Annotated in this window: 13 protein-coding genes; 4 read left to right on the top strand and 9 right to left on the bottom strand. The window is 56.5% G+C overall.

Going from position 1 to position 16,730, the window contains the following annotated elements; genetic code table 11:
- Positions 1 to 6 precede the first annotated feature (6 nt).
- The gene (gudD, locus tag ACM6IV_RS05090; RefSeq protein WP_414868994.1) at positions 7 to 1,350 is read left to right on the top strand and encodes a glucarate dehydratase; all 1,344 of its coding nucleotides are present in this window, start codon (positions 7 to 9) and stop codon (positions 1,348 to 1,350) included.
- A 127-nt stretch (positions 1,351 to 1,477) separates the two neighbouring features.
- Here the strand turns inward: gudD and ACM6IV_RS05085 are convergent, their stop codons facing one another.
- Positions 1,478 to 2,350 (bottom strand): LysR family transcriptional regulator, encoded by an 873-nt coding sequence (locus ACM6IV_RS05085; protein ID WP_414868993.1) that lies wholly within the window; start codon positions 2,348 to 2,350, stop codon positions 1,478 to 1,480.
- A gap of 160 nt (positions 2,351 to 2,510) precedes the next feature.
- On the opposite strand from ACM6IV_RS05085, the gene ampC reads away from it, so the two are divergent.
- Positions 2,511 to 3,677 carry a class C beta-lactamase gene (gene ampC / locus ACM6IV_RS05080; protein ID WP_414868992.1) on the top strand — a complete coding sequence of 389 codons (1,167 nt, stop codon included), beginning with the start codon at positions 2,511 to 2,513 and terminating at the stop codon, positions 3,675 to 3,677.
- A 146-nt stretch (positions 3,678 to 3,823) separates the two neighbouring features.
- Here ampC and ACM6IV_RS05075 read toward each other — a convergent pair whose 3' ends face one another.
- On the bottom strand, positions 3,824 to 4,387 hold the full coding sequence (locus ACM6IV_RS05075) for a DUF4174 domain-containing protein (RefSeq protein WP_414868991.1): 564 nt from the start codon (positions 4,385 to 4,387) through the stop codon (positions 3,824 to 3,826).
- A 208-nt stretch (positions 4,388 to 4,595) separates the two neighbouring features.
- On the opposite strand from ACM6IV_RS05075, the gene ACM6IV_RS05070 reads away from it, so the two are divergent.
- Complete coding sequence (locus ACM6IV_RS05070) at positions 4,596 to 5,054, top strand: GNAT family N-acetyltransferase (protein ID WP_414868990.1); 459 nt, start codon at positions 4,596 to 4,598, stop codon at positions 5,052 to 5,054.
- On the opposite strand, the gene ACM6IV_RS05065 is transcribed toward ACM6IV_RS05070, so the two are convergent.
- The 3 genes from ACM6IV_RS05065 to ACM6IV_RS05055 form a co-directional block, all read right to left on the bottom strand.
- Complete coding sequence (locus tag ACM6IV_RS05065) at positions 5,051 to 5,836, bottom strand: sulfite exporter TauE/SafE family protein (protein ID WP_041477188.1); 786 nt, start codon at positions 5,834 to 5,836, stop codon at positions 5,051 to 5,053. The two genes, ACM6IV_RS05070 and ACM6IV_RS05065, sit on opposite strands and share 4 nt — an antisense overlap.
- 142 nt (positions 5,837 to 5,978) lie before the next feature.
- A complete protein-coding gene (locus ACM6IV_RS05060) occupies positions 5,979 to 7,193 on the bottom strand; it encodes an MFS transporter (protein WP_414868989.1) in 1,215 nt (404 codons plus the stop codon).
- A gap of 248 nt (positions 7,194 to 7,441) precedes the next feature.
- On the bottom strand, positions 7,442 to 8,191 hold the full coding sequence (locus ACM6IV_RS05055; RefSeq protein WP_414868988.1) for a hypothetical protein: 750 nt from the start codon (positions 8,189 to 8,191) through the stop codon (positions 7,442 to 7,444).
- A 272-nt stretch (positions 8,192 to 8,463) separates the two neighbouring features.
- Between ACM6IV_RS05055 and ACM6IV_RS05050 the strand changes: the two genes are divergently transcribed.
- A complete protein-coding gene (locus ACM6IV_RS05050) occupies positions 8,464 to 9,612 on the top strand; it encodes an aldose epimerase family protein (RefSeq protein ID WP_414868987.1) in 1,149 nt (382 codons plus the stop codon).
- Between the two features lie 859 nt (positions 9,613 to 10,471).
- On the opposite strand, the gene ACM6IV_RS05045 is transcribed toward ACM6IV_RS05050, so the two are convergent.
- The 4 genes from ACM6IV_RS05045 to ACM6IV_RS05030 form a co-directional block, all read right to left on the bottom strand.
- Positions 10,472 to 11,095 carry a hypothetical protein gene (locus ACM6IV_RS05045; protein ID WP_414868986.1) on the bottom strand — a complete coding sequence of 208 codons (624 nt, stop codon included), beginning with the start codon at positions 11,093 to 11,095 and terminating at the stop codon, positions 10,472 to 10,474.
- A gap of 8 nt (positions 11,096 to 11,103) precedes the next feature.
- Positions 11,104 to 15,804 (bottom strand): RHS repeat-associated core domain-containing protein, encoded by a 4,701-nt coding sequence (locus ACM6IV_RS05040; RefSeq protein WP_414868985.1) that lies wholly within the window; start codon positions 15,802 to 15,804, stop codon positions 11,104 to 11,106.
- Between the two features lie 118 nt (positions 15,805 to 15,922).
- Positions 15,923 to 16,186 (bottom strand): PAAR domain-containing protein, encoded by a 264-nt coding sequence (locus ACM6IV_RS05035; RefSeq protein ID WP_130902052.1) that lies wholly within the window; start codon positions 16,184 to 16,186, stop codon positions 15,923 to 15,925.
- Positions 16,187 to 16,271: 85 nt separating this feature from the next.
- Positions 16,272 to 16,622, bottom strand: a complete 351-nt coding sequence (locus ACM6IV_RS05030; RefSeq protein WP_414868984.1) for a hypothetical protein — start codon at positions 16,620 to 16,622, stop codon at positions 16,272 to 16,274.
- Between the last annotated feature and the right edge of the window lie 108 nt (positions 16,623 to 16,730).

Below are 16,730 nucleotides of genomic sequence, written 5' to 3'. Positions count from 1 at the left end.
AAGAACATGACCGCACACGACACCGCCAAAGCGCCGATCATCACCGACATGCAAGTCATCCCGGTGGCCGGCCACGACGGCATGCTGCTCAATCTGAGCGGCGCCCACGGACCGTTTTTCACCCGCAACATCGTTATTCTCAAGGACAACGCCGGCCACACCGGCGTCGGTGAAGTGCCCGGTGGCGAGCGTATTCGCCAGACCCTGGAAGACGCGCGCAGCCTCGTGGTCGGTAGCCCGATCGGCACGTATCAGAAAATCCTCAACCAGGTGCGCCAGACCTTCGCCGACCGCGATGCCGGCGGCCGTGGTCTGCAGACGTTCGATCTGCGCATCACCATCCACGCGGTCACGGGCCTGGAAGCCGCGCTGCTCGATCTGCTCGGTCAGCATCTCGACGTACCGGTGGCGGCGCTGCTCGGCGAAGGTCAGCAACGCGACGAAGTGAAGATGCTCGGCTATCTGTTCTACGTCGGCGATCAGCGCAAAACCGACCTCGCCTATCGCAGCGAACCGGATGCCGACAACGACTGGTTCCGCGTGCGTCACGAAAAAGCCATGACCGCCGAAGCCGTGGTGCGCCTCGCCGAAGCGGCCCATGCGAAGTACGGTTTCAAGGACTTCAAACTCAAGGGCGGCGTGCTCAGCGGCGATGCAGAAATTGAGGCGGTCACCGCCCTGGCCGAACGCTTTCCTGATGCACGCATCACCCTCGATCCGAACGGCGCGTGGTCACTGAAAGAAGCCATTCGTTTGTGCCGCGACCAGCATCAGGTGCTCGCCTATGCCGAAGACCCGTGCGGTGCGGAAAACGGTTATTCCGGTCGTGAAGTGATGGCTGAGTTCCGTCGCGCCACCGGCCTGAAAACCGCTACCAACATGATCGCCACTGACTGGCGTGAAATGGGTCATGCGATCCAGTTGCAGTCGGTGGACATTCCACTGGCCGACCCGCATTTCTGGACCATGCAGGGTTCGGTACGCGTGGCGCAGATGTGCCATGAGTGGGGCCTGACGTGGGGTTCGCATTCCAACAACCACTTCGACATCTCGCTGGCGATGTTCACCCATGTTGCCGCCGCTGCGCCGGGCGAGATCACCGCGATCGACACCCACTGGATCTGGCAGGACGGCCAACGCTTGACCAAGGCGCCGCTGCAAATCGTCGACGGCCTGGTGCAGGTGCCGAAGAAACCCGGGTTGGGTGTCGAGCTGGACATGGACCAGGTGGCCAAAGCTCACGAACTGTACAAAGGCATGGGGCTCGGCGCGCGGGATGACAGCGTGGCGATGCAATTTCTGATTCCGGGGTGGAAATTCGATAACAAGCGGCCGTGTCTGGTGCGCTGAACCTGATCTCCAATCCACCACTGCCCCCTGTGGGAGCGAGCTTGCTCGCGAATGCGGTGTGTCAGAAACAGTAATGTTGACTGACCTGCCCCTTTCGCGAGCAAGCTCGCTCCCACAGGGTTTTACGCTAGACGGAAGCCTGTAACAGCCACTCCTTGAACGCACTCATCGCCGCCGTTTCAGGTCGCGACTGCAATCGCGTCAACCAGTAACTCCCCGTCGTAATCTCAATCGCAAATGGCTGACAAATCGCCTCCGCCGCCAGTTGCCGGGCGAACATCAGCGGCGGCGCCAACGCCACCCCACTGCCCTGCAAAGCCGCTTCCATCATCGCCAACGACGAATCGAACACAATACTCTGCGGCGGTGCAGCTTGAGTCGCCAGACCGGCAGCCTGAAACCATTCCGGCCATTCATCGGTGCGATAGGAACGCAGCAAGGTTTGCTGCAAAAGATCCCCCGGCGACTGTAATTGCCGGGCGATTTCCGGCACGCACAACACCGAAAGCGGTGCGTCGAGCAACCGCGCTGCCTCAATGCCATGCCACGCGCCAGCACCGAAGCGGATCGCGTAATCAAGCCCTTCCGCCGCAACATCCACGCGGTTGTTGTTGGTCGACAGGCGCAAATCGATGAGCGGATGTTTCGCCCGAAAGTCCGCCAGCCGCGGCAACAGCCAACCCACGGCGAAAGTCCCCACCGCGCCGACGGTCAACATTTCACGATACTGTCCACCGGCAAGGCGTTCGAGAATCTGCGCAATGTGATCGAATGAAGTGCTCAGCACCGGCAGCAAGGTTTCGCCTTCACTGGTCAGCATCAGCCCACGGGGCAGGCGTTTGAACAGGGTAACGTTGAGTTGCGTCTCAAGACTTTTCACCTGATGGCTGACCGCTGCTTGCGTAACACACAGCTCCACGGCAGCACGGGTGAAGCTCAAATGGCGCGCGGACGCTTCAAAGGCGCGCAGTGCATTGAGCGGCAATTGCGGTCGAATCATGCCCAGTCCCAAATTTTTCTAATGGCTCGTGCGAGTTTTCGTCGTTTGCCGATTGGCGCCGCGCTGACTAGATTGGCGACGCTGATCAGCCACCCAACAAAGAAAACGCCCGCAGTGTAGCGGGATAACGCCCTCAACACTCATGGAGAGTGGTTCATTCATGTCATCCATTCAATCGAGCAAGGTCATTTCCTGCGCCGCTTTCGGCCTGTTTTTCGGCGCCACGTCCTGCCTCGCCGCCGTAACCGACGATGCGCAGATGCAAGCGTTGGTCAACGCTGCGGTGACACCGGTGATGCAACAACAGAACATTCCCGGCCTGACCGTAGCGCTGACCGTCAACGGCAAGGCGCATTACTTTAACTACGGCGTCGCCAGCAAAGATACCGGGCAAAAAGTCAGCGAAAACACCCTGTTCGAAATCGGTTCGGTGAGCAAAACCTTCACCGCCACCCTCGCCGGTTACGCCCAGGCGACCGGTAAACTCGACCTGTCGACCAAGGCCAGTCAGCTCTGGCCCGAATTGAAAGGCAGCGCCTTCGATAACATCAATGTGCTGCAACTGGGCACTTACAGTGCCGGTGGTTTGCCGCTGCAATTCCCGGATGACGCGGATTCGCCTGACAAGATGCTCGGCTATTTCCAACAGTGGAAACCGACCTATCCTGCCGGCAGCCATCGCCAATACTCCAACCCGAGCTTGGGCCTGTTTGGTTATCTGGCCGCAAAAAGCCTTGGCCAGCCGTTTGATCAAGCGATGACGCAAACCCTGCTGCCAAAGCTCGGTTTGCAGCACACCTACCTCAGCGTGCCTGCCGCGCAAATGGGTCTATATGCGCAGGGCTATGACAAGAACGACAAACCGGTGCGCGTCACCCCCGGCGCGCTGGACGCACAGGCCTATGGCGTGAAAACCAGCACCGTGGACATGCTGCGTTACGTGCAGACCAACCTTAAGCCGGGCACGCTTGACGCGGTCATGCAAAAAACCATCGCCAACACCCACACCGGTTATTACACCGTTGATGACATGACCCAGGGCCTGGGCTGGGAAATGTATCGCTACCCGATCAGCCTTGATCGCTTGCTCGCGGGCAACTCGACGGAAATGGCCATGGAAGCGCATAAAGTGCAGTGGCTGAATCCGCCGCAGCCGCAACCGGATGATGTGTTGATCAACAAGACAGGGTCTACCGGTGGCTTCGGGACTTACGTGGCGTTTGTGCCGAGCAAGGATGTTGGCATTGTGATCATGGCGAACAAGAACTTTCCGATTCCTGAGCGGGTGAAAATCGCCCATACAATTCTCGGTGCTGTCACTGACTGAAAACCAAAAGATCGCAGCCTGCGGCAGCGCCTACAGGATCGGGTTTTCACCCGGTCAATGTAGGCGCTGCCGCAGGCTGCGACCCTTAGCGGGAAACAAATGGGCGACCTGTAGAGGTCGCCCATTTGTTTGATCGGATCTCGCCATCAATCATCCGGCATTTCCGGCGGCTTGCTCGGTTTCGCAGGCTTGGTCGGCTTGGCATTCTTGGCGCCTTTTGCCGGTTCCGGCGTAGCCGCGACTGGCGCCTGAGCGGCAGCGGCCGCTTCCTTCTCGGCCATTGGCATGGCATCGATGGTGTCGAAGATTTTCTTCAGATCCACCGCTTTCGCTTCCTCCCCCGACGCCGAGAATTTGGTCTCGCCGTCCTTGCCGACCAGAAACACTTTCGGGTATGCCCCGGCACCCAGCTTCAGCGAGCGCAGTAGCGCCATGGTGTCTTGCTGGCCCATGTCCTTGCCGTCGAGCTGGCCGGCCATGCTGAGAATGGTGTAGACCTTGATGTTGCGGTCGGTGACACCTTTTTTGTTGGCCGGATCTTCCAGCGACTTTTTCAGGCTTAGCCACACGGGGTCGACGGTGCTTTGGGCGATCACGATCAGCGGTCGGGCGCGGCCCACGTCCCCGGCCAAGGGTGAATCGCTGTCAGCGGCGAACAAGGGGCCGGCAATCGCCAGCAAGAGTGTCAGGGTCAATGACCTGATGAGCATGCGCATCTCCTTTTGATATCCACGCACTACTGATTGCGCATCGTGGCGATTGTTCCGGGGCCACCCGGCAAATAGGTATCGCCTGTACAGAAGCTTAGGACAGGCACGACATTGCGCAACATCGCCGCCGTGATCGCAACCCGGATTTGATTACCTTTTATGAGCGCATTAGGGTGGTGGTTCTGCCCATGAAATGGAGTTCACCCGCATGCACATCGATTACCTGTGCAATCACCCTGAATTGATCGAAGAACTGGCCACGCTCAACTTCAAGGAATGGGGCGAGTTTCGTCCCGGGCAAACCGTCGAGGACCGCATCGAACACATGCGCGCCGCCTGCGGCAAAGGTTCGGTGCCGAGCGTCGTGGTAGCGCTGGACGGCTCACGACTGCTGGGCGGCGCGCTGCTGATCGAAAGCGATCTGAAGCTTCGGCCGAACCTGACGCCATGGCTGGCAGGTGTTTATGTGAAGGCTGAGGAACGCAGGCGCGGGATTGCGTCACAACTGGTCAACCGAGTGGTTGAGGAAGCGAAGGCGCTGGGTGTGCCTGAGTTGTATCTGTACACCGACACGTCGCAGTCGCTCTATGCGCGGCTGGGCTGGGAAGTGGTTGAGGAGCTGGTGTACGAAGAGCTGCCGGTGACGGTGATGAAATACACCACTTAAAACGCCAGCTTATAACCGATCAGCACCAGCATCGTCGCCAGGCACGGGCGCAGCACTTCATCGGAGATGCGCCCGGTCAGGTGGCTGCCGAGCCAGATGCCTGGCAGCGAACCCATCAGCAAGAAGCCCAGCACGCCCCAATCCATATTGCCCATGCTCGCGTGGCCGAGGCCTGCAACCAGGGTCAGCGGCACGGCGTGGGCGATTTCGGTGCCGACCAGGCGACGGGTTGGCAGCAGCGGGTAAAGGATGAACAGCGCAACGGTGCCCAAGGCGCCAGCGCCGATCGAGGTCAGGGCGACCATGGTGCCGAGGATCAGACCGGTGATCACGGTCATCACGTTCAGACGCGAACCACTCGGGTTGTAGTTGCCGCCGGCCCGTTTGTGCGCGAACTCGAGCAAGCGTTTCTTGAAGAAGATCGCCAGCGCCGTGGCGAACAGGACGAAGCCCAGCGCCTGCTTGATGATGGCGTTCATTGCGTCCGGCGCGGTGTGCAGGGTGCTCAAGAACCACAGGGTCATGGCCACCGCCGGCACGCTGCCGAGGGTCAGCCAGCCGGTAATGGCCCAGTCGATGTTCTTGTTCTTTTTGTGAACGAGTACGCCACTGGATTTGGTAATGGCGGCGTACAGCAGGTCAGTGCCCACCGCCGTTGCCGGGTTGATGCCGAACCACAACAGGATCGGCGTCATCAACGAACCACCGCCGACACCGGTCATGCCGACAATAAAACCCACCACCAGCCCGGCAATCACCAGGCCGAAATTTGCCAATTCCATTAAACCGCCCAGAAAAACGACAGGAAAAATCTGGCCGCAGCATAGCGATTTTTCTTATAACCACATATATCGATGCGGTCTATCGTTATGCCATATCAAACTCACGATCGCTTTTCTGTAGTGGAATTTGGTGAGCCGAGGATCAGTGTACCCGCCGACCCGGTTTGAAGCTGTGGGTTTTGTTGATCCACACGGTGGCCAAGGCGATCAGCGACAGAATCAACAACGCCCACGGAAACGACATCGCCCCGGCCCGATCCAGCAACAGCCCACCAAACAACCCGCCCCCGGCAATCGCCACGTTCCACGAAGTGGTGAGCATCGCTTGCACCACGTCGACATGTTCACCGGCCGAATCCGCCGCCGAGGTCAGCAGCAAGGTGGCCGAACCGCCAAACGACAAGCCCCACACCGCCATGCAGGCATAAACGAGCAACGGTGACGGCGCAGCCAGCGCCAACACCAGTGCGGTCAATGCAAACACCGCAAGGCTGATCAAGGTCAGCCAGCGCAACCAGCGATCCACCAGCAGGCCAATAATCCAGATCCCCACCAGCGAACACAGGCCAAACACCAGTAGCACCAGATCAACCCGATCGGCGAGACCGGCCTGCATCAGAAACGGTGAGATATAGGTGTAAAGAATGTTGTGTCCGAGCATCCACGTCAGCACCACGAACAACACCGGCCGCACGCCGGGCAGGCGCATTGATTCGAGCAACGGTAGACGCTCATCACTGGCCTGCCCCGGACGATCCGGCACCGCGATCACGATCCACGCCGCCAGCACCAGAGCCAGCGCCGACATGATCCCGAACGACGCACGCCAGCCGATCAGATTACCCAGCCACGTCCCGGCCGGCGTGCCCAGCGACAGCGCCACCGGGGTGCCGAGCATGGCAATCGCCAGCGCCCGCCCCTGCTGATGCACCGGCACAATGCCGCGCGCATAACCGGCCATGATCCCCCACGACAACCCCGCCGCCATCCCGGCCAGAAAGCGCGAAGCCAGGGTCAAACCGTAGTGGCTGGAAAACGTAGTGACGGTGTTGAACAGCAGAAACCCGCCGACCGTCATCAACAACACTCGCCGCCGCGGCCAGCCGCGCGTGGCAACCGTCAGCGGGATCGCCGCGACAATCGAGCCGAGGGCATACAGCGTCACCAGTTGCCCGGCGAGCACTTCACTGACGTTGAGCCCGCCACCGATTTGCGGCAACAGCCCGGCGGGCAGGGTTTCGGTGAGAATGGCGATGAACCCGGTCATGGCGAACGCCAGCAACGCGGCATAGGGCAGTTTGTCCGCACGGACGGTGCGGTCGACGCGGCTGACATCGGCGCTGGCGGGGTCGGTCATGACGGATGCGGCTCCATTTCGATCAATAATGGCGACGGATTGTATACAAAAACCACAGCCGCTATTTGATCAATGTGGGAGCGAGCCTGCTCGCGAATGCGGCAGATCAGTTAATACTTCAGCGCCTGAAGGAACGCTTTCGCGAGCAGGCTCGCTCCCACACTGGATCTCTGCGCATCACAAACCCTGGGGAACTGGCTTGCCAGCTTTCACTGGTGGTGCATTGATCATCACCGCCCTAACAGAATTCACTGCACCGGCAGGAAATTCAGAAACAGCAAACTCTGCGCGTAGTTAAGGCCGATCCGCCGATACCGCTCATCCAGCATCTGCGTAAGCAAATCCAGGCGTGCGACGATTTTGCTGAATTCGGTGGCGAAACTCAGGTTGCTGCCCTCCTCCGAAATCTCGTTGGAGAACAACAGCGGCTGGCCTTCCTTGTTCTGCCGTTGCGACAGAATCCACATGGCCTTCTCGATATTGCGCGCGGAGTTGTAAACGAACGTCGGGTTGATCGCATCGGTCATATAGAACTCGGTGCGATTGCCGTGGGCGGTCACCAGCATGCTGCCGATCGCATAGATAAACGCGCCAACGCGGTCACCAAGAAACTCCGGACTCATCGCATAGCTGAGCGCGGCCAGATCCTTGCGACCGCCGAGCACCGGCAACGGCTGTTGTTGCTCGATGGCCAAGCGCACCTGTTTCACCGCGGTATTAATGTTGAGGAAACCGGATTTGCGCAGTTCTTCGGGATTACGCAGGTACAGCTTGCCCATCAAGCGATAGAGGCTATTGAGGTTGTCGCGCATCGCCAGCGTGGCCATGCGGTCGACGCTGGTCTGCAAAAATTCCTGCGGCTGACCGTCACGCATCTGGTTGAAAAAACCATTGCCGTCCTGGTGACTGCAACCGCTGAACAATAGCGACGACAAACACGCCAGCAACAGGCATGGGCGGCGGAAAAAAACAGCGATCAGGGCAAAAGCTCTCGGCATGAAATCTCGAACAGGCACATTCCTGTGCGGCGGGAGTCACCGCATCCTGGCCATGGATAGAACCCCCGATTGCGAAAAAGTGCGGTGGTGCGCGCCATCAGCCGACCTTCGGTGTTGCCCCAACAGCAAATAGTCTGTCTTTATTGTTGAAATAAACGATTAATCAGCTATAAATTTTCTTCCACACCACAAATAGCATGACTAGTGATCGTGTAGGAGCTGCCGAAGGGTCAGCAGCAATTTGAAAACAACAACAAAAAGGAAGGTCAACCATGCTTCAATCCCGTCACCTGCTCTCCGGCCTCGGACTGTCCCTGATGATCGCCACTCTCTCCGCCAACGCGGCCGGCCTCAGCGCCGAACACAAAGCTTTCGGCAAAACCAATGACGGCACGCCCGTCGAGCAATACATCCTGCGCAACAGCCACGGCATGCAAGCCACCGTCATTACTTATGGTGCGACCCTGCAATCGCTGAAAGTGGCGGACAAGCACGGTAAGTTCGACGACGTCGTGCTCGGCTTCGACGATGTGCAGGGCTACCAGAAAGGCACCGCCTACTTCGGCGCGACCATCGGCCGCTTCGGCAATCGCCTCGCCGAAGGTGCGTTCGAACTCGACGGCAAGCGCTATCAAGTGCCGCAGAACGACAAGACCAATGCGCTGCACGGCGGCCCGCAGGGCTTCGACAAGAAGGTCTGGAAAGCCCAGGAAAGCAAGGACAAGGACTCCGTCGGCGTGACCCTGACCTATCTGTCGGCGGACGGTGAAATGGGTTTCCCCGGCAACCTCACCACCGAGGTGACCTATCGCCTCACCGACAACAACGAACTGCGCATCGACTACAAGGCCAGCACCGATAAACCGACGGTGCTCAACCTGACTAACCACAGCTATTTCAACCTCGCCGGCGCCGGCAATGGCGACATTCTCAAACAGGTCGCGACCCTGCACGCCGGCCATTACACCCCGGTCACCGCCAAGCTGATCCCGACTGGCGAACTGGCGCCCGTGGCGGGCACGCCGATGGACTTCACCAAGCCGACCGCAATCGGCACGCACATCAAGGCTGATCATCCGCAGTTGAAATTTGCCGAGGCGAAACAGGGTGGTTTCGATTTCAACTGGGCGCTGGATACCAAGGGCGATATCAGTAAAGTTGCCACTGAAGTGAGTGATCCGCAGTCCGGCCGCGTACTGCAGCTGTTCACCACGGAACCGGGTGTGCAGTTCTATACCAGCAACTTCCTCGACGGCACGGTCAAGGGCAAGGGCGGCAAGGTCTATCCGCACTGGGGCGCGTTTACCCTGGAGACTCAGCACTATCCGGATTCACCGAATCAGCCGGACTTCCCGAGTACACAGCTTGATCCGGGGCAGACTTACAGCCACAGCGTCATTCTCAAGTTCTCCGCAAAATAACCCGCCCCGCCGTACCTGATCGTTCCCACGCGCAGCAAAGGCATGCAGCCCGGGACGCCCCGCGTCCCTTCGCGAACTGAAACGCGGAGCGTCACTTAGGCATTCCATTGCTGCGCGTGGGAACGATCAATCACCAAGAAGATTACAGACCCACACGCTCCAATCCCTGGCGCATGCCTTGATCCGCCTGCTCGCACCACTGCTTCAGCGTCAGACCTAGCCTTCAGAGATAATTAGAGAGAACCTCGATGGATTATCTTTAAAAACAGGCCTCTCCTGATTGTTCTTCCTTCCTTTGCAATCAGCGACAAACTCTGCCTCACAACTCCACCGCACTGCTCGGCCGTTTGCAATCTTAAATTTATTTAAACTCAAAATACTCAACCATCATCCTGAGCGGTGTTGTCACATCCACTTTCAAGAACCCCAACACCTCAAAAGCCACGAAAGATTGTCTCCTACTACAGAAGTATCACCTTCATCATCTGACAACATACAAATAGCTAGCCTAGCTAGCAATACGCCCCTATCTTGAAAGTCTCGTATTGCGCCTTTCTCATCGATTTTTTCCCACCAAACCGCAGCCTCAGCCTTACAGGTTTCAATGGGGATCCTGCCATCCACATAGCCTTTAGCAAGATGCAAAGGACATATCGTTATATGGGTTCTTTGCTTATAATTTTGCTATAAATTTCGGCCAGCTTCATTTAAGGAATGCTCATCCGGGATAGTTCAACCACTCCAAGTCTGATCGAAATCTTCGATAGGCGCCCGGTCGCTATGTCGTATTGATACCGAGTCCGGGTGGCCATTCATTACCGTGCTAGACGTTGAACTTTGGGTAATATCTCTCAAAGATTCAAAAACTCGGTCTATCCACGAACAATTCAAGCTTTCGAATCAAGCGATTGAAAGCACTCGAGCCGCCTTTGAATCTGGCACCATTTATCATCGATTTGTGATCACAAAACTCGTACGCGTCATGTACTGCTTTCTTTGCCAAGTCACCGAAGCGCTCATTATCAAAATCGCACTCTACTGTTGAGATCACATAAGAACTTCGCGAGGACCACCGATTAAATCTTATTACGATCTTTTCGTCGAAAATCAATGCCCCCTCGCTTTGATCTTCAGACAAAAATAATGCAATCCCACGCTGATCTACAGACCTGGCAGCAGACGCAAATGGTTGACTTCTCAAAAGCGAGGTCAGCCTTACCCCATTCGCAACGCCAAGCCCTCCCCCTAAACTCTCATCTGCAAAAAAATACTGCTTAAACACAACTGTTATTTTTCGGCGAAAATAAGGAACGTCGTATGCTTTCTCAAAAAAATGAAAATCACCAAGGTCACCGAAGAGCTCAAAATCGGCTTTTATAAATTCTGCCTTGGAAAAGCTGTTCAATCCAAAAATGCCTGGCTGAAGACTACCCGCCCCAGCGATGAACAGTTCAATCAGCTTATGGAAATCAGTAGAAATCATATATTCCCTTATTTACGCGCTACAGGGTTCGTACCCGCGGCATGGTGTCCACTCAGGATGGTACCCACCTGTTTCAGTTCGGGCACACGTGCAGAGTTTGGATTTGCATCGACGCCAGCCTGCGCGGCTTTATTCAGCCGATCCACATTGCTCGGTTTGTCGAGGTATCGTAGAACACATTCACATGCCTTACCCCATTGGGAGTTGGGCATCGCTCGCGTTGCCTTGTCGGCCGGTTCAAGCACCACATGGGTTCCTTCAGCGTTCGGTTTTAGAGCGATGTGACCACCCGCTGGAGGCAAACCAGCCCCGTTCACGTTAACGTGAACACCTCGCGCCAGCACGTCTTGTCCGGCAGTATTCGCCCCTATTTTATGGCCTGCGAGACCTAGAGGGTCGATAAGCAGAACGGGGTTATCCCCGTAAAAATACAGATTCAGCCCACCCGCATAGCTAATGGGATCCTGGCTGATAAAGCGACCTACACCTGGATCGTAATATCTATGCCGATTGTAATGCAGACCCGTTTCATGATCATGGTACTGCCCTTGGAATCGAATAGGGTTAGCAATGCCCTGCTGCCTCGCCCATTCCGACCACTCCTCTCTGATCTCTCCCCAAGCCCTGTACTGGGCGCGCCATACGAGCTCGCCGTGCTGATCGGTCAGCTCTTGAGGCGTGCCAAGGTGGTCGCACTGGTACCACGCCAGCACATCAATGGATGGCGATACTGCTGAGTGATTCCAAAGCGGATCCTCCTCCACACTATAGTCATCGCCATAGCTGGGTAGCCCCATCAGATTGATGGAATGATTCGACATAGCCTGCGCCACCGGAATGAATGTTCCCGGCTCAAACACATAGTGAATCGTGCGCCCCGCCTCGCCATCTTGCTGTGCAGCACGACTTTCCCAAGCGAGGTTATCGCCATCCCAACCGTACAACGTGAATCCACACCCATGCTCGCGCTGCAAACGTGCGTGCTCAGCGCTATTCCACAGTGAGCCTGCTGCAGGTCGCTGCTTGTAATGCACACTTGAGTTTTTCAGTAGTCGCCGCCCGAGTGCATCGTAGGCATATTCCACCGACAGTCTGGCGTCCTCAAAATGCACCAACCGATCAAACAGATCCCAACGCATTTGGCTGGAAGCACCATCCCGCCAGCGTTTTATCTGATTACCGCGCTCGTCGTATTCGTAATGAGTACCAGCGTATTCACGCAGCAAGTTATCGACCCGCTTGCTGCGTGCTGGGGTCAGCTCCAGTGGCCGTCGGCTCTCAGCTGTTTTCTCATCTAGCAGGTTACCCGCTGGGTCGAAGTCGAACGTCTCGACACCCAAACGACTGACCGCACTCAGTAACCTGTTGACCGGGTCATAACGGTAAGACAGTTGGCCACGACGCGTGTCGTTGATTTCGCTCAGTTGTCCGGCTGAGTCGTAGGCGTACTCACGCTTGAGCACAACCGAATTGTCATCGCTGCGCCCCAGCACTTGCTCCTGCAACCGCCCGGCCGGATCCCATTTCTGAGTTTGTATTAAACGGTTGCCTTGATGCCGAGCCACCTCGCGGTGCATGTCATCGCGCTCGTATCCAAGCAGCTCGTGCTCGTTAAAACGCAGTGCCAAGAGATGGCCGCTGCCGTAGGTCAACCAACTGACACGATGCCCGTCAGGGCGAATCGTAGCGACGCGCTGATTGAGCACGTCATATTCATGTTGCCAGACAGCAACGAGTGGTTTTTCCAAGCCGAGATAATGTTGATGCTCACGCACCATGTTGCCGGCAGGGTCGTGGAACCACTGCACACGACTATCGGCGTTGCTTGCAAGGATCATCTTTCCCCTGCCGTCATAAGCGTAATGTTCCGTCTGAGACTGATCACCAAGGGTGGCCAGTCGCTCCGTCACACGTCCCATTTCGTCGTACGCAAGCGTTACAACTCGATCACCGGTCGCGATCTTCGATAGGCGCCCGGTCGCTATGTCGTATTGATAGCGAGTCAGGCGACCGTCAAATCCTGTCTCAGTCAACAAACGTCCAACTGGGTCATAGAGAAATTGTGCTGAGCGCTCATTCTGGTTTTCTAACGCTTGCAAGCGCCCCAGCCGATCCCAGCGATAACGCAAAGTCTGTTCGGCAGCATCCACCCGTTCAGCGATGAAACCCGCCGCCGTATAGCGCCAGGTCGTACAGCGATCCAGTCCATCGACATGCGCCAACAGCCGACCTTCTGCATCGTGCTCGAAGCGCTCTTGCGTTTTGTCAGGGTGCTTGATCAGCGCCACTTGTCCAGATTTGTATTCATACTCGGTGCTCTGCCCAGCAGCATCGGTTGCACAGATCATCAGCCCCCGACCGTCATACTCCCATGCAGTGGTCTTGCCCGAGCAATCAACGTATTTAAGCAACTGTCCGGCATCGTTGTACTCAAGCGTTTTCTCGTTGCCGTTGGCATCCTTGATCGCAATCGGCAAACCTTTCTTGTCATAGGCGTACTCGGTTTTGTTACCGAGGGGATCGACCGTTTCAGTCAAATTGCCAACGTCGTCGTAAGCTCTAAGCCAAAGTCCACCCTCTGCATCCATGATTTTTATCAGTTGATCCTGATCGTCGTAAGCGAAGTGCACCACGCTGTTATCGGCACGGATATGCTCAAGTCGATTACTGCGTTCGTCGTAGCTGTAGCGATCTGTCGTGCCGTCAGGATGAATATGCCGCACTACGTTTTTGGCCTCATCACGGAACAGCCATTGCGAAAGGCCGTCCGCATGACGTATGCGATAGGTGTATCCCAGGCTGTCGTAGTAATGCCATGTCTCATTGCCATGAGCATCGGTGACATAGGTCAGACGAATGTTTTCGTCCCATTCCAGACGAGTATCAAAGCTCCCGTCATCTGCCCATTCACGCACGGCTTTGGCATCAGCGCCTGTGCCATCCCATTGCAGATTCATGCCGCGCCCGGTCCGGTCGCTGTAGCGAGTAATCAGGTGGTACTCGTACTGGTACGACCAAGCGGCGCCATTTTCATCCTGCGCCTGAACCAGGTCACCCTGCCCGTCAAATTCATAAGCACACAGCTGACGCTGAGGGACGCCATCACAGATCTCCCACAGTCCAATCAACCTGCCATAGCCATCAACCATGGTACCGATGTGGCGGTGAACCTTGGTGATGTCATGTTCCTGATAGGTGATCAGATCCGACAAGACCACCACATCGCCGTGACGATGCTCATGATGCAACATGATTCCGGCGCCATTGCGTAACTCGACACTGACCAGCACGTAACTGCGCCCATGACGGCTGTAGGTTTCCTTGCGCTCGAAACCACGGCATAGGAGTAACTGACCCTCGCTAACGTGCAGCAGGGTAATGTTCTCTATCGCGTCGTAATGGAATTGGCCGATCTTGGGTTGCGGATAGGTATGACTTCGACCGTCTGCATCGTGGAACACCAGGCCTTCGTCCTGCTCATCGATGCGGGTCGTAAACGATGTGATCCAGCGCGCTCCCAAGATGCCCCAATCATAGGCGCCAAGGTCTGAGCAATACGTGCGTGTCCAATCAATGGGAAATGCGCCGGGCAGGCTGAAATCCGAGTGATCAAACGTCTCTGTACCCATGGCAAAGTTGATGCGCTTACAGGTCGCAGGACACACTTCGTTTTTCTCGTCATTAGGGCGCGACTTCGGCTTTGATTCACCCCGGCTGACTTCAACCTTGCCGTCGCTAGCAACGCGTCGGGACTGACTGGTCATGCCTGGTTTGACGTTGCCGCCCTGCCCGTGTGCATTGCGCATACGCCACGCTGCAACGGCGCTGGCCAGCACTACCAACAGCGCGCCAATCGAGCTTTGAACGGCCGGGTCACTCAACTTGTTCAACTGCGTACGCAATTCAGGTCCCATCGCGCGCAGCGATTTCGTATGAACAAGCACTTTCTTCTTCGCTTGCTCTGGCAGGAGATGCTCGGCCGCACTGTTGGCAACACCTTTGCCGGCCGCCGTATAAACGTTCGCCGCGGCGCCGAAAATGTTGCTGATTGCGCTCAAAGGATCATGGAGCAACTGGCTGCTGGCAGCGCTTGCCATCTGCTGTGCGGCTTTCAAATTACCTTTGGCGTCGAGTTGTCCATTTACAACTCTCTCCAAGCCGACGGCAATTTCGTTGAGAATTTTCTCGCCCAGTTCTCCTGCATCATTGAGCAACTCTTTGAGTTTGGCTTGTGCCTGCTTAACGAAATCATCGATCACGCCCACGATGTCAGCGTTCAGATGACCGACCACCACGTTGATCAACGCATCACCCAAGACCAGCTTTCCGACCTTGGCGACTTCCTGTCGAACAAGGAACAGCGTCGGTCGCAAGCTCATGCGCGCGGCTGCCATGTTCGGCGGCATGGGCAAAACACCGATCAGGTTGATCCCCAGGCTGACCCAATTGAGAGGGTCTTGTCTCGGACTGTTGGAAAGCGTTACGACATCATTCAGCGCGTCGACCAATGCCATGATGTTGCCGACAACAGGTAGAGCCCCTGCCACCGTTTTAATGCGCTCCAAGGTGACAAGATCACCACTGATCTCTCGCAACCAGGCATCGAACTGAGCCGCACTGCGACCGACGTCTTCGACCATGATCAAATTCAGAGGAACAACGGCTACTTGGGGTTCACGTTTGGTTGCGACAGCGGTATTGGTCGTCATGGGAGCATCTTCAGCGAGCAGGCTTGGAAATTCGGAATGTCACGAGGCGTATCGCCTTTGAGGAGCCCACAGAAAGTCGCCTCTCGTTTGCAATTGAGCCCGGGTCTAGTTAGGTAGATCAGCTGATCACTGCGCCCTTCGGACCGCTCGCAATGAGCGCAGCTCCGCAAGCGGTTTTCATGCCGTCCAGAGCGATGGGCGTGCCATCGACGGTGTAGGTGCTGCTGCCTTCAGCAATAGGGAAAACCCCCTTGCAAAGTGGACAGCTCACCTTGTGACCGACACCTGCAATGGGCTTGCCGTTGAGGTCGGTTCGAGAGAATGCTTCGAGCACTTTGCCACCGTGAGTGGTGGAGTCGCCCAAGCGGATTACATCTTTCATGGTGTCACTCCTTTGACTAAATCTCGGTTACATGTCGGCCGTCGAACAATGAAATCAGGTTGGCCATCGCTGAACCTCTTAACACTTACTCGGCTTTCCAAACATCTTCATACCCTGAGTCATCAATGATGAATTTGGCGCCGACCGGTAGGCATAAATAATTCAACACCTGGGGCAACGTTTCGATGACATGGCTGATGTGAACCGGTTTATAGAAATCGTCCGACTCCGAATATTCACCGCAATGTATGAACCAGCTGACATTGCATCCCTCGGGTACCTGCACTCGAGTGCCGTAGATCGGTGATTGACCTACTGACTCTGTGGCCAAGGCCACGATCGGTTCAGGCACCTGCGCAGGCATACCGAACTTATCGCAGACCTCTTTCTGAGAGGCGTTGGGAAAAATCGCATCAACCTCGGCATTTTGACTCACGATTTCCTACTCATGACTTGAATATCCGAGACAGCACACCATGCCCAACGCTGATCGACCACGCACCTACCGACTTCACACATTGGTTCGCGAGTTCATGGTCGATCA

It is taken from the genome of Pseudomonas sp. IT-347P (assembly GCF_949768005.1).
GTDB lineage: Bacteria > Pseudomonadota > Gammaproteobacteria > Pseudomonadales > Pseudomonadaceae > Aquipseudomonas.
Note: the sequence above shows the minus strand (reverse complement) of the source record. Positions and strands in the feature narration are given on the sequence as shown.

Excerpts from the sequence above, each read along its gene's own strand:
- gudD (WP_414868994.1), top strand. The coding sequence starts at position 7 with ATGACCGCACACGACACCGCCAAAGCGCCGATCATCACCGACATGCAA.
- ACM6IV_RS05085 (WP_414868993.1), bottom strand. The coding sequence starts at position 2,350 with ATGATTCGACCGCAATTGCCGCTCAATGCACTGCGCGCCTTTGAAGCG.
- ampC (WP_414868992.1), top strand. The coding sequence starts at position 2,511 with ATGTCATCCATTCAATCGAGCAAGGTCATTTCCTGCGCCGCTTTCGGC.
- ACM6IV_RS05075 (WP_414868991.1), bottom strand. The coding sequence starts at position 4,387 with ATGCTCATCAGGTCATTGACCCTGACACTCTTGCTGGCGATTGCCGGC.
- ACM6IV_RS05070 (WP_414868990.1), top strand. The coding sequence starts at position 4,596 with ATGCACATCGATTACCTGTGCAATCACCCTGAATTGATCGAAGAACTG.
- ACM6IV_RS05065 (WP_041477188.1), bottom strand. The coding sequence starts at position 5,836 with ATGGAATTGGCAAATTTCGGCCTGGTGATTGCCGGGCTGGTGGTGGGT.
- ACM6IV_RS05060 (WP_414868989.1), bottom strand. The coding sequence starts at position 7,193 with ATGACCGACCCCGCCAGCGCCGATGTCAGCCGCGTCGACCGCACCGTC.
- ACM6IV_RS05055 (WP_414868988.1), bottom strand. The coding sequence starts at position 8,191 with ATGCCGAGAGCTTTTGCCCTGATCGCTGTTTTTTTCCGCCGCCCATGC.
- ACM6IV_RS05050 (WP_414868987.1), top strand. The coding sequence starts at position 8,464 with ATGCTTCAATCCCGTCACCTGCTCTCCGGCCTCGGACTGTCCCTGATG.
- ACM6IV_RS05045 (WP_414868986.1), bottom strand. The coding sequence starts at position 11,095 with ATGATTTCTACTGATTTCCATAAGCTGATTGAACTGTTCATCGCTGGG.
- ACM6IV_RS05040 (WP_414868985.1), bottom strand. The coding sequence starts at position 15,804 with ATGACGACCAATACCGCTGTCGCAACCAAACGTGAACCCCAAGTAGCC.
- ACM6IV_RS05035 (WP_130902052.1), bottom strand. The coding sequence starts at position 16,186 with ATGAAAGATGTAATCCGCTTGGGCGACTCCACCACTCACGGTGGCAAA.